The following is a 13,407-nucleotide window of genomic DNA, read 5'->3' on the forward strand; positions in this document are numbered from 1 at the left end:
ACTTAATATTTTCGATAGGATGTTAGTTCTTCATGTAGACAATTCTCTCTAACAAAACGATGACACTGAAAAAATATAGACTCGATATCCTCTGTATTATGGCTAAGTATGCGTATGACAAAGCCTTTACATGGTGTAGAAGATATTCCAATTTTCATATTGTTAGTGTTAGATAGTGATGTTTTCAATGCTGCAATTAAATCATTTGTAATGTTCTCATTAATAACTATGAAAGTACCATAATGGGAATATTGATTTAATATTCCCATTTGATCTAACGACTCTTTGAAAGGGTTTAACAATAGATGATCGTATACTACAAGTTTATTTTCCATATATATTTTTGTTAACGAATCAAAATATTGGTATGTGAACTTCTCCATATTTGGCGACCAACCAGGCGTAACTGAATCGCATAAAATCAATGTAGAATTATTTTGCATATATATATTTGTTTTTTGCTTATATGCTGCATCCTTGTACATAATTAACGGGTCTGGTAGATATTCCATAACAGCATTCTCACCAATATAAAAATTCAATTCTTGCAAAGCATAACTATTTGGAGTCTTGTACACTTTCGTTGCCGATTGGCTTGTTATATATGTTTTCGCATCTTTACCAACATTTATATTTATAGAATAGAAATCTCCTTTTAAATAGCCTCCACCAGAATTCATAATATAGTAATATGCTCTACCATACTCGTCCAAATATATTGGCTGCGTTACTTTTAAGGCATCTTTATGATAAACCTTAATAGGTACGGTTTTATGTCTCTTTTCCATCACATCAATATTTAAGACACCTGTAGGGGATTTCATTTTTTCAATCCTTCTAACATAATGTTTTGTCGCATCCAATTTATTAATTCTTGTAAACCTTCCTCATCCTTCAAATTTGTAAAAAAGTATGGTTTATTATGTCGGTAATTTTTCGTATCCTGCTCCATAACTCCAAGATCAGCCCCTACATAAGGTGCCAAATCCGTTTTATTAATCACAAATACATCAGATTTGATCATTCCTTGTCCACCTTTACGCGGAATCTTTTCTCCCTGTGCCACATCAATAATATAAATTGAAAAATCCACTAGCTCCGGACTAAATGTGGCAGCTAAATTATCACCCCCACTTTCAATAAAAATAATATCTAAATTATTATGTCTCATCATAAGTTCTTCAATTGCTTCAAAATTCATAGAGGCGTCCTCTCGAATTGCTGTATGCGGGCACCCTCCTGTCTCTACACCAATAATTCTATCTTCTGGTAAAACACCTGTTTTCAATAAAATTTTTGCATCTTCTTTCGTATAAATATCGTTTGTAATTGCTGCAATTTCATAATCTGTATTTAGATGTTTTGTTAACTTTTCAACTAACATTGTTTTCCCAGCACCTACTGGGCCACCGATACCAATTCTAATAGGCTTTATCATTTTATTTTTTCCTCCCTATGACATGAAGACCCTTACATTTACATCTTCATGTTGCATTTGATTTATTTCGAATTCAGGATCATTCAATCCAAAATCCTCTAATGAAAGTATTTGAATTCTATCAATAGATTCACAGATTAATTCATGGCATTCTTGTAATAGTTTTTGACCATCTGTTTGTCCAAGAGGAATGGCTCTCACACCGTTTTGAATTATACTTCCAACACTTGAGTATAAGAAAACTAAGAGCGTTTCTTCTATTGTCATTTTCAATTCCGCCCCTAATATTCCGTATACGATACTCGGATGACCTTGTAATTTATTACCCATAATATTTTCTTTATATATATTTAAATTTACAAATGAGAACAATTCACACAATAATTTAGAAGTACTTTTACTAATCATTCTATTTGCTTTTCTACATTCAAAAGGCAGTGTTTGTGCTGTTATTAAATCATCTAAAAATGTAATTTGTTCTCTCTCATTAGTCTTAATTGCTTCGTAAGTATATTTGCAAATTAAGCCATCCGTGTATGTTAATTGGACTTTTATATATCGATTAACCCATTTGAAAAATTCGGCTTTATTTGTAACTTGTCCCTCTTGAATAAATGTTTCTAATCCAAAAGAGTGACTAAAACTTCCTGTTGGGAAGTTCGAATCACTAATTTGGAGTAGGTTAAGTAGGTTAAATATGTTTGTGCGAAGCATGCTTGAACGGTTTTGGTAATACTCTATTTTCTTTTTGATAAGGAACACCTTCCTTTTTAAGTAAATCTTCTACTAAGTAGTCGTTCGCCAAAATCATGCACCCTTCATCGAATTGTGCTGGTAAATGTCTATTCCCTAAGTTATGAGCAATAATCCCCATTTCTTTTATTGATTTTGGAGTAATTACAATTACCTCTTCTGGTAATACTTCAATATACACAATTCGATTTTCATCTTCATATAAAATATCACCGTTCTTTAATGTTTCTCCACTATCTAAAGACACCCCAATTTCAAAACCAGATTCTGAATATAATTTCTGAACTCTCTTCAGTAAAAGCTCACTAGAAATTAATATCTTATCAAGATGCTTTTTTGTGTTTGAGAAATCATTCATATTGCATACGTTGTTATTAATTTTTTCAATAATCATTTTATCTCCCCCGTTATATCAAAATAAAAAATATCTTTGAGCCATAGGTAGTACATCTACTGCTTCACACGTGATTACTTGTCCATCAACTTTAACTTCATATGTCTGCGGATCTACTTCAATTTCTGGTGTTGCATTATTTAGCTTCATATCTTGCTTCGAAATCTCTCTCGTATTTTTAACAGGTAATACAACTTTATTTAAACCTAATTTTTCTTTAATATTATTCTCATAAGCTACTTTCGATACAAATGTAATCGAACTTGACTGTACTGCTTTTCCATATGCACCAAACATCTTTTTTTCGTAATATGGTTGTGGGGTAGGAATTGAAGCATTCTCGTCTCCCATTAATGCCATCACTACCATTCCGTTTTTCAAAACCATATCTGGCTTAACACCGAAAAATTGTGGATCCCATATTACAAGGTCTGCATACTTTCCTATTTCAATAGAGCCCACGTATTCTGAAATCCCATGTGTAATAGCTGGATTAATTGTATACTTAGCTATATAACGTTGAATTCTATTATTATCGTTATATTCTTTATCTCCCTCTAAACTACCAATCTGCTTTTTCATTTTATCGGCGGTTTGCCAATTGCGAATAATAACCTCGCCAATCCTTCCCATCGCCTGTGAGTCAGAGCTAATCATGCTGAAAACCCCTAGATCTTGCAAAATATCCTCTGCCGCGATTGTTTCTTTTCGAATCCTTGAATCTGCAAACATTACATCTTCTGGAATATTCGCTTTTAAATGATGACATACCATGAGCATATCTAAATGTTCATCCAGCGTATTCACTGTATATGGCAAGGTCGGGTTCGTTGATGATGGTAAAATATTATTCAGCGCAGCAATCTTTATAATATCTGGTGCATGCCCACCTCCAGCTCCTTCAGTGTGGTACGTATGAATAACACGATTATCAATAGCTTTTATCGTTTCTTCCACAAAACCACATTCGTTTAACGTATCCGTATGAATAGCGACTTGAATATCATATTTATCAGCAATCTGTAACGAGTGATTAATTGCTGATGAAGTTGCTCCCCAATCTTCATGGATTTTCAATCCGATAGCCCCTGCAAATATTTGTTCTTCCAGGGCAGGTAAACTTGAACTATTTCCTTTCCCTAAAAATCCAAGATTTATAGGAAAAGCTTCTGCTGCTTCTAGCATTTTTCTTAAATTCCAAGATCCAGGTGTTATTGTAGTTGCCTTAGTCCCTTCTGCCGGTCCTGTTCCCCCACCAATTAAAGTTGTTATACCTGAAGCCAATGCCGTATCAATTTGTTGTGGGGATATGAAATGCACATGTGTATCAATACCTCCAGCTGTAACGATTTTCCGCTCACCAGAAATTACTTCCGTTGATGTTCCAATGATGATATCAATATTATCCATAACTGAAGGATTACCACTCTTACCAATTGCTGAAATCTTCCCATCTTTTATACCAATATCCGCTTTATATACTCCCGTATAATCAATAATAATTGCATTCGTAATAACAACATCCACAACCCCCTGTTCTCTTGTAAGTTGTGAATTTTGTCCCATACCATCCCTAATTGATTTTCCTCCACCAAAGACAGCTTCATCACCATATATAGTGGCATTTCGATCAACATGTGCGAATAATTGTGTATCCGCTAAACGAATAGAATCTCCTGTAGTTGGACCATATAAATCAGCATATTGTTTACGTGACATCTTAAAACTCATGCTATCTCCCTCTTTTTGTGTAAGATTGAATATCGCCATCCACTTTATTTTTAAATCCATATACTTCTTGTTCCCCTGAATATGGAACTAGTTCAATCGTTTTTTCATCTCCAGGCTCAAATCTTACCGCTGTACCTGCTGGAATATTTAAATGTTGTCCAATTGCTACACTGCGATTGAATTTTAACGCCTCATTCACTTCATAAAAGTGGTAATGAGATCCAATTTGAATGGGTCTATCTCCCTGATTTATCACTTTGACTTTCATTGCTTTTTTATTTCCATTACATACTATGTCTTCTTTCGCAAGGATATATTGCCCTGGAATCATAACATTCACTTCCTTTAATGAATTGGCTGATGAATAGTTACTAATTTTGTTCCATCAGGAAAAGTTGCCTCAACTTGAATATCTGATATCATGTCTGCAATACCATCCATAACATCTTCAGCACTTAAAATGTTTTTTCCAAGTTCCATTAATTCCGCTACATTTTTACCATCTCTTGCTCCTTCCAAAATTTCATACGTAATAATAGCGATACTTTCTGGATAGTTTAACTTAAGCCCCCTCTCCTTTCGTCGATAAGCTAAATCAGCCGCAACAACTACTAGCAGTTTATCAATTTCTCTTGGCGTTAATCTCATTACAATCTTCCTTTCTGAAGTATTTTAAAACTAAGAATATTCTAAAAATAAAAGGTGTATTTTCAATGTCTTTTCCGTGTTTTCCCTATGTTTTTTTGCTATCAATCAAATAAAAAAAGAGCCGATGGGCTCTTTTTTTATTTTCCTTCATTCTTCTCTAACACGTATAAATCTTCTTCGATATTCGTTAATTTCTCACTTACAAGCTTTCTTGCATCTCCAATTGCTTGATTGTATGCAAATGGTCCAACTAATTTAACCATTTCTTCTATTAAACGCTCTGCTTGGAAACGTCCAATTTCATCTAAATCTTCTTCAACGAAAAATTGCTGAATTTGCGCTACAAGCTCTTCTTTTTTATCATTTGGTATTTTTATATTCATCATCGTTGTTACTCCTCTATATTTAAGATAATATCTTCCTTAACTCTACCATAGAAAAACGATTACCAGGACAGCTTTTTGTAACTCCTTCTAACTCTCTATGACCTAGTATATTTTCTTTCTTTATAGCAAATTGCTTCATAAACATTTTGCATAAAGAATATAATGCATTCACTTGTGCAGGAGTTGGATCGTATTTATCGAAATTTCCCGTCATACATATTCCAATTGTATGACGGTTATGGTCTTTCGCGTGCGCTCCAATATGTAAACCTCGCCCTTCCACTACAGTTCCGTCCTTTTCGATAAAATAGTTGTAACCAATCCCGCTCCACCCTCTTACAGTTTGATGAAATTCATGTGTTTTATACACGTCCCATCCATCTTCAGCTGTATGGTGGATAATCAGTTGATTTACTTTTTCTAAAGGAACTAATTCATCTTGAAATGTTAGATTGACATATTTAATTTCCATTTGAACTGCCTCCTCTTAAAAATCAATCATAATAATCGTTTTATCATCTGGTTTTATTCTCTTTTCCCCTTCCAGCTTTTCAATGATTGCTATATATTCGTTTATACCATTCTTTCTTATATATGCAACAGTTTGTTCTAATGACCAATCTGGGTGAAATAACCCGTCTGAACAAATAAAAATCCCACTCACTTCATCTGTATGTAATTCACCATGTTGTAAATAATGTATCGCTTCTTTCATTCCATTTGCAACTGAGTAACCATTTGGCATATTTGCAAGATAACGATTGTACTTTAATTGTTCTCGAACATCTTGAAAAACAGGTTCTTCCGGCACAGATAAACCTTTCTTACGATCTTCTTCCCTCTTCCTTTTTGCTCGTTTACTAATTCCTTCAACTGTGTCTTTCGTTAATACTTGCATCGTTCCATTTTGAAAAGTTGCGACAATCATACAGTCCCCAAGCTGCGCATATTCAATTTTCTCACCAACTATTTGGACTGCCGCGATACATGTGCACCACAAATGCTCTTTTTTTCTCGTGTCTACTTCATATTCTAACATTTTGCTTTGCAATGCTTCATTTGCTTTGGCAACTGCAAATTGTAAACTATGATTCTCTCGTAATGCAGTAAAATAACTTGCAAATAAATGCGAAGCGATGTATGCTCCATTATGTCCCTTTTCATCACGAAACGGGACAAGTGGTGTTGCACCGTCACATACACCATAAATCTTTTTTTCTTTATTACAAAAATAAGAATCCTCACATTCTTGCTTCAACGGGCTTTTCTGTTGATATGTTTTTATCTTCACAACTGTATCCCCTTTCAAATGATAAAATACTCAAATTCTTTTGATTAATCTAATTTACCTAAATAAACTGTTTTTACCCAAAACTTTCAATATCATATATAATCTTGAAATAATATGAATTTTTCAGTGAAGGACGGGAAAGAAATGGTCAGATTCCTTGGTGTTATTATCGGTTCTATTATTATTGCGGTTGCCTTTAATCTTTTCCTTATCCCCCACAAAATTTTAAGTAGTGGAATTGGCGGAATTGCTATTATTTTAGGGATTGTAACCCCTGTAAACACAGGCATTATTAACTTTGTATTAAACTTACCTATCCTTATTTTAGGGTACATAGGTCTTGGAAAAAAAGTAATTTTTAACACAGTTGTCTCTGTAGTTGTATTATCTGTTGCATTATATTACGTTCCAGTAAAAGTCGTAGCAACAGATCCATTGTTATCTTCTATCTTCGGAGGTGTCATTGCCGGAGCTGGTATTGGTCTTGTTTTTAACTGTAATGGATCCACTGGTGGATTTGATATTATCGGTATGCTTTTATCCCGCAAGCGAGACATTAAACTTGGCGGATTCCTTATTGTTCTAAATACAGTCGTTGTAATAATCGCAGGATTCTTCTTCACCTGGGATGTTGCACTTACAAGCTTACTTTCAATTTATGTAACTGGTAAAGTAATTGATGCTGTTCATACAAAACATCGTAAAGTTACACTTATGATTGTAACAAATGAAGCAGAAAAAATGAAAAAACAACTTCTTTCAACTGTTGTACGTGGAATAACGTTACTTGATGGCGAAGGTGCTTATTCAAGCGAGAAAAAGCGTGTACTTATGACGGTCGTTTCTCGTGAAGAATTAGCAAGTATGAAACTAACAATTTCTGAAATCGACCCGAATGCATTCGTTAATATTACAGAAACTGTAGAAGTGTTAGGACTTTTCAGAAGAAGTTAAAGACTAGGTGGGAATCCACCTAGTCTTTATTTTGCATAAATTCAATTCGGTTTCCAAATGGATCTGACACGTAAAATCGAATTACATCTGGCCGTGCATAATCATCAATCACTTTAACACCTTGCTCTATAAGTGTTTGCTTAAATTCATTAATTTCATTCACATAAAAAGCTGGATGAGCCTTTTTAGCTGGTGTAAAGTTCCGCTCGACACCAATATGGATTTCTTGATTTCCGCATTTAAACCAACATCCACCTCGTTTTTTCAACTCTTCTGGCTTTGGAATTTCTTCCATACCAATCGTATTCCCATAAAAATCACGCGCCTCTTCTTCACACCCTACAGGTGCAGCTACTTGCACGTGATCAATCCCTTGAATATAATTTTTCATTTTCTCTCCCCCTCCTCTACCCTAATGTTATACGGAAAACAGCCGTCTGTAACTTACAAAAGGTTTATAAAACAATATAAGCTCCCCTTATTACCATCCTGCATTCACCTTGCAAAAAATAAAAAAAACAAAATTTATTCTATAACTTCCATTTTTTATAGAAATACACATTACATCTATATTATAGTTATGAATAGACAAATCTTTTTAGATGCTATTTGTACGGAGGAACTATTATGAGTCGTAAAAAATATTCACCAACTCAAAACAAACGTCATCCGAACATTTCTAGACGTTTGCGAAACCATATACAAGATCGTTCATTAACAGAAATGTACGCATCTCTGTTCGAACACAATCCTGATAGTATTATTTCATTAAATTTAGAAGGAGTTATTCTACATATAAATCCTTCTGCCGAAAGAATATTAGGTTACACTTCTTTAGAATTAGAACAGAAAAATATTACCTCTATTTTAGAAGCCCATATTTCTGAGCAAGTATTACAAAATATAAAGAATACTGAAGCGGATAATCAACAAGAGTATATCTTATCTATTTATCATAAAAATGGATTCTTATTAGATGTTGTGACAAAACTAGTTCCTATTTTTGTTCAAAATCGTCTTACTGGCGTATATGCTATTATGAAGCCGCTTGAAAAATCAGAAAGAATTGAGAATATGCTAAAAGAAAGTGAGAAGAGATTACGTACATTAGTAAACTCCATGCCTGCGTTTGTTATTTTTAAAGATCATGAAGGGCGCTGGCTTGAGGCAAATGATTACGCACTTTCTTGCTTCAATTTCCATCATGTACCTTACCACGGGAAAAAAGATAGCGAACTCATTCAATATAATGAAGCATACCGAGAAGCTTTTTTACATTGTGAAGAAATCGATGAACTAGCATGGCAACAAAGACAAATTCTTCATGGCGAGGAATTTATTATACATAGAGATGATTTCGATCTAATCTTAAGTATATCAAAAGTTCCGCTTTATCATCCTGATGGTTCTCGCAAAGGTCTTATCGTGATGGGGAGAGATGTTACTGAGCTAAAAGAAACTGAAAAGTTACTACGAAAATCAGAGAAGCTCGCAGTAGTCGGACAACTGACAGCTGGAATTGCCCATGAAATTCGAAATCCACTCACTTCTCTAAAAGGTTTTCTAACGTTGCTCCTCCCTGAAATAAGTGAGGAGCAGAAATGGTATATCGATGTTATGTTAAGTGAGATTTCACAAATGGAATCCATCACGAGTCAATTTATGGCGATGTCTAAGCCACAAGTATTATCTATCCAAACTTGTAACATACAAACTTTAATTGAAGAGGTAGTTACATTTATTTTACCGACTGCAATTATGCATAGCGTTCATATCATCATGGATCATTTTGATTACGTATATGATATTCAATGTGACGGTAACCAATTAAAACAAGTTTTTATAAACATATTAAAAAATGCGATAGAAGCAATGCCAAATGGCGGAAATATTTTCATCCAAACAAAACCATTAGAGGATAATTTCATCTTAATACGAATTATCGATGAAGGTTGCGGCATTCCTGAAGATCGTATCTCCCGTCTAGGCGAACCTTTTTATAGTTTAAAAGAAAAAGGCACAGGACTAGGATTAATGATGTGTTACAAAATAATTGAAGAACATCATGGTAGATTACACATTTCAAGCGAATTAAATAAAGGTACGATTGTTGATATTGAGCTACCACTTTCTTCATCTCATCTTGCAATCCAGTCTTAAATAAAAAAGAAGCATCTGCTAATCGTTAGCAGATGCTTCTTTTTTAAAATGCTTTGTCATACCACTCTTTTGCTTTTTCTACTTCACCCATCGTTAATTGATGCCCTCGATTTTCCCAATGCATTGTTACATTCGCATTTGCATTTTCTAATAGTACCTTCAATTCCTCTGACTCTGCTGATGAACAAATTGGGTCATTTGTCCCAGCAGCAATAAACACAGATTTCCCTGCTAAATTTGCTAATTGAATTCCTCTTCTTGGTACCATTGGGTGATGAAGCACAGCACCTTTCAATGCATTTTCGTAATGGAATAATAAGCTTGCTGCGATATTTGCCCCATTCGAATAACCGATAGCTACAATGTTATTTCTATCGAATTTATATTCTTTAGCCGCTTCATCTAAAAATTCATTTAATTCCTTCGTACGGAAAATTAAATCCTCTTCATCAAAAATGCCCTCTGCTAATCGGCGGAAGAAACGCGGCATCCCATTCTCTAACACATTTCCCCTAACGCTTAATACCGACGCTTCCGGATCAATTATTTCTGCAAGTGGTAGTAAATCTAATTCATTACCACCTGTGCCATGAAGTAATAACAACACTGGTTTTGACGTATCTTTTCCTTTTTGAAAAACATGTTTCATCATAATCCTGTTCCCCCTCCAATCACTTTAATCTAAATTTCTCACTTCAAATGGTAAAAGCGTTTGTTCAATCTGTTTTCTATGGTGTTCATATTGTTCCGGTAACTTTAATTCCTCACCCATCGTCTCTAACGATTCATCATGAGCGAAACCAGGAGGATCTGTTGCAATTTCAAATAAGATTTCACCATGTTCTCTAAAATAAATCGCGTTAAAATAATTTCGATCTTGTACAGGAGTTACGTGATATCCAAAACGCGACACATACTCTTTCCAGTCTAGCTGATCAGCATCATCACTCGCTCTCCAGGCAATATGATGAACTGTGCCAACGCCCATTTGGCCACGACCGATTGTTGATAATTTCAAATCAATAATATTTCCAATGTCAGCAGAAGAACGGAATCGAACAAATTCGCCCTCTTCTCCAATTTTTTCAAGACCCATAATATGTTCTAACAATTCAGCTGTTTTTTGAGGCTGTGCAGATAAAAGAACAGCACCTCCAAACCCTTTAATTGCTACTTCTGGTGTAACTTCTCCAAAACTCCAATTGTTTAATTCGCCTGCTTCTCTTTCAACTAATTCTATATGCAAACCATGCGGATCATCAAATTCTAAATACTGCTCTCCAAAACGAGTCATTTTTGTATACGAAACATCGAATTTTTCTAATCTATTTTCCCAAAACTCCATTGTACCTTTTGGTACAACGTAAGACGTAATTCCTACTTGACCGTCCCCAATAATACCTTGACGAGCACCTGCCCATGGGAAAAACGTAATAATTGTTCCAGGCTTTCCTCCTTCATTTCCAAAATAAAGATGGTACGTACCTGGATCATCAAAATTCACTGTTTGTTTCACTAAACGTAACCCTAATACACCAGCATAAAAGTCTACATTTTCTTGTGGATGCCCTACAATCGCTGTAATGTGATGGATTCCCATTGTTTTCTTTTCCATTTCTTCCACTCCTTTTTTATTTCATTATAAAAATTCTTTTACATTTAAATTCATTATTCATTTTGTCCATGCTACAAAGTAAAATCCGTTATAATAATTTTATCTCGAATTCGAGATATTAATTACAAAATTACACATTAGCGTCTAACTTATCGGGATTATCTCGATTTCAAGATAGTTTCCAAAAAACATTTACTCACTCTAAAATCATAATAAAACTTGATTTAGAATGTCATTTATCTCAACCTCAATACTTATTATAAGTTACTTACTTTTCTTTGTCAATAAGTTACTTATTTCATTTAAAAAGAAAAGAGAGTAAACGTTATTCACCGTCTACTCTCTTTTCAAATCATTTCGTTTCTTCTTCCAGTACTGCTTCCATCTCATTAAATTCACGATGAACTGCCTTAACGGGTTCTTTCGTTAATAAACTTACAACGATAACAGTTAATAAACTACAGAAGAATCCAGGTACCATTTCATACATAATTGCTTTTAAACTTGGAATTTGTACCCATGCTATAACAACTACTGCACCGACAATCATACCAGCAAGAACGCCCCATTTGTTCGTTCTCTTCCAATATAAACTTAATAAAATAGCGGGTCCAAATGCTGAACCAAATCCTGCCCAAGCATAACCTACAAGTGTTAAAATTGTATCACTTGGATGATACGCTAAAACAACTGCTATCATAGCCACTACTAATACTGATAATCTACCGATAAATACAAGTTCTTTGTCACTTGCGTTACGACGGAAAAATGTTTTATAAAAGTCTTCCGTTACTGCACTTGAAATAACAAGTAATTGTGAGGAAATACTACTCATAATCGAAGCCAAAATAGCTGATAATAAAAATCCTGTAATGTATGGATGGAATAAAATATTTGAGAATGTTACAAAGACCATTTCTGGGTCTTGTAATATCGCATTATTTTTAGCATAATAGGCGATACCAATTAGACCAGTAAGCATTGCACCTATAATTGAAATCGTCATCCAACCGATACCGATTCTACGAGAAGTTTTTAAATCTTTAATAGAGGTAATTGCCATAAAGCGGACAATAATATGTGGTTGACCAAAATATCCAAGGCCCCATGCTAAAAAGGAAATAATCCCTAATACTGTAGTCCCTTTAAACATATCCAAATGCGATGCATCGACTTGCTTAATCGTATTAAATGTTTCTGTTACACCACCGACATCCGTAAAAGCAACAATTGGCACTAATACAAGCGCAATAAACATAATACAACCTTGCACAAAGTCCGTCCAACTTACGGCTAGAAAGCCACCGAATAGTGTATACGCAACAACGACACCCACTGTTACAAATAAACCAATTTTATAATCAAGGTTAAAAGAATTTTCAAACAAACGTCCACCTGAAACTAAACCAGCCGACGCATAAAATGTGAAAAATACTAAAATGACGATAGCGGAGACAAAACGAAGTATTTTCGTACGATCTTTAAACCGATTCTCTAAAAAGTCTGGAATCGTAATTGAATCATTTGCCACTTCTGTATACGTTCGTAAACGCGGGGCAATGATTAAATAGTTTGCATACGCACCTATTAATAAACCTATCGCAATCCATACACTTGATAATCCTGTTGCATACATCGCACCAGGTAATCCCATTAGCATCCAACCACTCATGTCAGAAGCACCAGCTGATAAAGCTGTAACTGCTGGACCGAGTCCCCTCCCGCCTAACATATAATCTGATAAATCGGATGTCTTCTTATAAGACCAATATCCGATATACAACATACCTGCCATATAAATAGCAAGCGATACCATAATTTCAATCTTCACCAAATCTCTCCCTTAGTCCATAAGCCATTCAAAATTTCGAAAAATGACTTTTTCTATTTTCTTGTTTTCGCTTATGGTTCCCTACCTTAACAAACATTTTTTGTTCTTTCAAGTGAACGAGCACTTTTTATTACATGTGAAAACCTTTATAAACGCCTTTATCCCAGTGGATTACAATGATTTTTTAAGGAATTAAAGTAATAATA

At 34.5% G+C, this 13,407-nt stretch carries 16 protein-coding genes; 2 read left to right on the forward strand and 14 right to left on the reverse strand.

Annotated features, from left to right (window positions below; translation table 11 throughout):
* Nucleotides 1-2: 2 nt before the first annotated feature.
* The 10 genes from MR112_RS24280 to MR112_RS24325 form a co-directional block, all read right to left on the reverse strand.
* Complete coding sequence (locus tag MR112_RS24280) at nt 3-824, reverse strand: urease accessory protein UreD (protein ID WP_048655779.1); 822 nt, start codon at nt 822-824, stop codon at nt 3-5.
* Nucleotides 821-1,438, reverse strand: a complete 618-nt coding sequence (gene ureG / locus MR112_RS24285; RefSeq protein WP_016080654.1) for an urease accessory protein UreG — start codon at nt 1,436-1,438, stop codon at nt 821-823. Before ureG ends, MR112_RS24280 begins: the two co-directional genes overlap by 4 nt.
* Before the next feature lie 15 nt (nt 1,439-1,453).
* Nucleotides 1,454-2,152, reverse strand: coding sequence for an urease accessory protein UreF (locus tag MR112_RS24290; RefSeq protein WP_095690375.1), 699 nt, complete (start codon nt 2,150-2,152; stop codon nt 1,454-1,456).
* Nucleotides 2,130-2,585: an urease accessory protein UreE gene (locus tag MR112_RS24295; RefSeq protein ID WP_000582805.1), complete on the reverse strand. Its 456-nt coding sequence runs from the start codon at nt 2,583-2,585 to the stop codon at nt 2,130-2,132. The genes MR112_RS24290 and MR112_RS24295 overlap by 23 nt, the downstream gene beginning before the upstream one ends.
* 18 nt (nt 2,586-2,603) lie before the next feature.
* The gene (gene ureC, locus MR112_RS24300; RefSeq protein WP_226368988.1) at nt 2,604-4,316 is read right to left on the reverse strand and encodes an urease subunit alpha; all 1,713 of its coding nucleotides are present in this window, start codon (nt 4,314-4,316) and stop codon (nt 2,604-2,606) included.
* A 1-nt stretch (nt 4,317) separates the two neighbouring features.
* A complete protein-coding gene (locus MR112_RS24305; RefSeq protein ID WP_000612160.1) occupies nt 4,318-4,647 on the reverse strand; it encodes an urease subunit beta in 330 nt (109 codons plus the stop codon).
* A 14-nt stretch (nt 4,648-4,661) separates the two neighbouring features.
* Complete coding sequence (locus MR112_RS24310) at nt 4,662-4,964, reverse strand: urease subunit gamma (RefSeq protein ID WP_001241327.1); 303 nt, start codon at nt 4,962-4,964, stop codon at nt 4,662-4,664.
* 137 nt (nt 4,965-5,101) lie between these two features.
* Nucleotides 5,102-5,350 (reverse strand): DUF2164 domain-containing protein, encoded by a 249-nt coding sequence (locus tag MR112_RS24315; protein WP_000981075.1) that lies wholly within the window; start codon nt 5,348-5,350, stop codon nt 5,102-5,104.
* 19 nt (nt 5,351-5,369) lie between these two features.
* Nucleotides 5,370-5,822 (reverse strand): peptidoglycan recognition protein family protein, encoded by a 453-nt coding sequence (locus MR112_RS24320; RefSeq protein ID WP_000404192.1) that lies wholly within the window; start codon nt 5,820-5,822, stop codon nt 5,370-5,372.
* A 15-nt stretch (nt 5,823-5,837) separates the two neighbouring features.
* A complete protein-coding gene (locus MR112_RS24325; protein WP_226368989.1) occupies nt 5,838-6,659 on the reverse strand; it encodes a protein phosphatase 2C domain-containing protein in 822 nt (273 codons plus the stop codon).
* 126 nt (nt 6,660-6,785) lie between these two features.
* Between MR112_RS24325 and MR112_RS24330 the strand changes: the two genes are divergently transcribed.
* Nucleotides 6,786-7,595 (forward strand): YitT family protein, encoded by an 810-nt coding sequence (locus tag MR112_RS24330; protein ID WP_000251348.1) that lies wholly within the window; start codon nt 6,786-6,788, stop codon nt 7,593-7,595.
* 19 nt (nt 7,596-7,614) lie between these two features.
* Here the strand turns inward: MR112_RS24330 and MR112_RS24335 are convergent, their stop codons facing one another.
* On the reverse strand, nt 7,615-7,986 hold the full coding sequence (locus MR112_RS24335; RefSeq protein WP_000800772.1) for a VOC family protein: 372 nt from the start codon (nt 7,984-7,986) through the stop codon (nt 7,615-7,617).
* Between the two features lie 236 nt (nt 7,987-8,222).
* On the opposite strand from MR112_RS24335, the gene MR112_RS24340 reads away from it, so the two are divergent.
* Nucleotides 8,223-9,755: a BA3702 family sensor histidine kinase gene (locus MR112_RS24340; RefSeq protein ID WP_000087662.1), complete on the forward strand. Its 1,533-nt coding sequence runs from the start codon at nt 8,223-8,225 to the stop codon at nt 9,753-9,755.
* Between the two features lie 43 nt (nt 9,756-9,798).
* On the opposite strand, the gene MR112_RS24345 is transcribed toward MR112_RS24340, so the two are convergent.
* The 3 genes from MR112_RS24345 to putP form a co-directional block, all read right to left on the reverse strand.
* The gene (locus MR112_RS24345; protein WP_000975454.1) at nt 9,799-10,407 is read right to left on the reverse strand and encodes an alpha/beta hydrolase; all 609 of its coding nucleotides are present in this window, start codon (nt 10,405-10,407) and stop codon (nt 9,799-9,801) included.
* 24 nt (nt 10,408-10,431) lie between these two features.
* The gene (locus MR112_RS24350; RefSeq protein ID WP_242245517.1) at nt 10,432-11,370 is read right to left on the reverse strand and encodes a ring-cleaving dioxygenase; all 939 of its coding nucleotides are present in this window, start codon (nt 11,368-11,370) and stop codon (nt 10,432-10,434) included.
* 352 nt (nt 11,371-11,722) lie between these two features.
* Nucleotides 11,723-13,201, reverse strand: a complete 1,479-nt coding sequence (gene putP, locus MR112_RS24355) for a sodium/proline symporter PutP (protein ID WP_000687595.1) — start codon at nt 13,199-13,201, stop codon at nt 11,723-11,725.
* Nucleotides 13,202-13,407: the final 206 nt, after the last annotated feature.

Source organism: Bacillus cereus group sp. BfR-BA-01330 (assembly GCF_022663885.1).
Taxonomy (GTDB): Bacteria; Bacillota; Bacilli; order Bacillales; family Bacillaceae_G; genus Bacillus_A; species Bacillus_A cereus.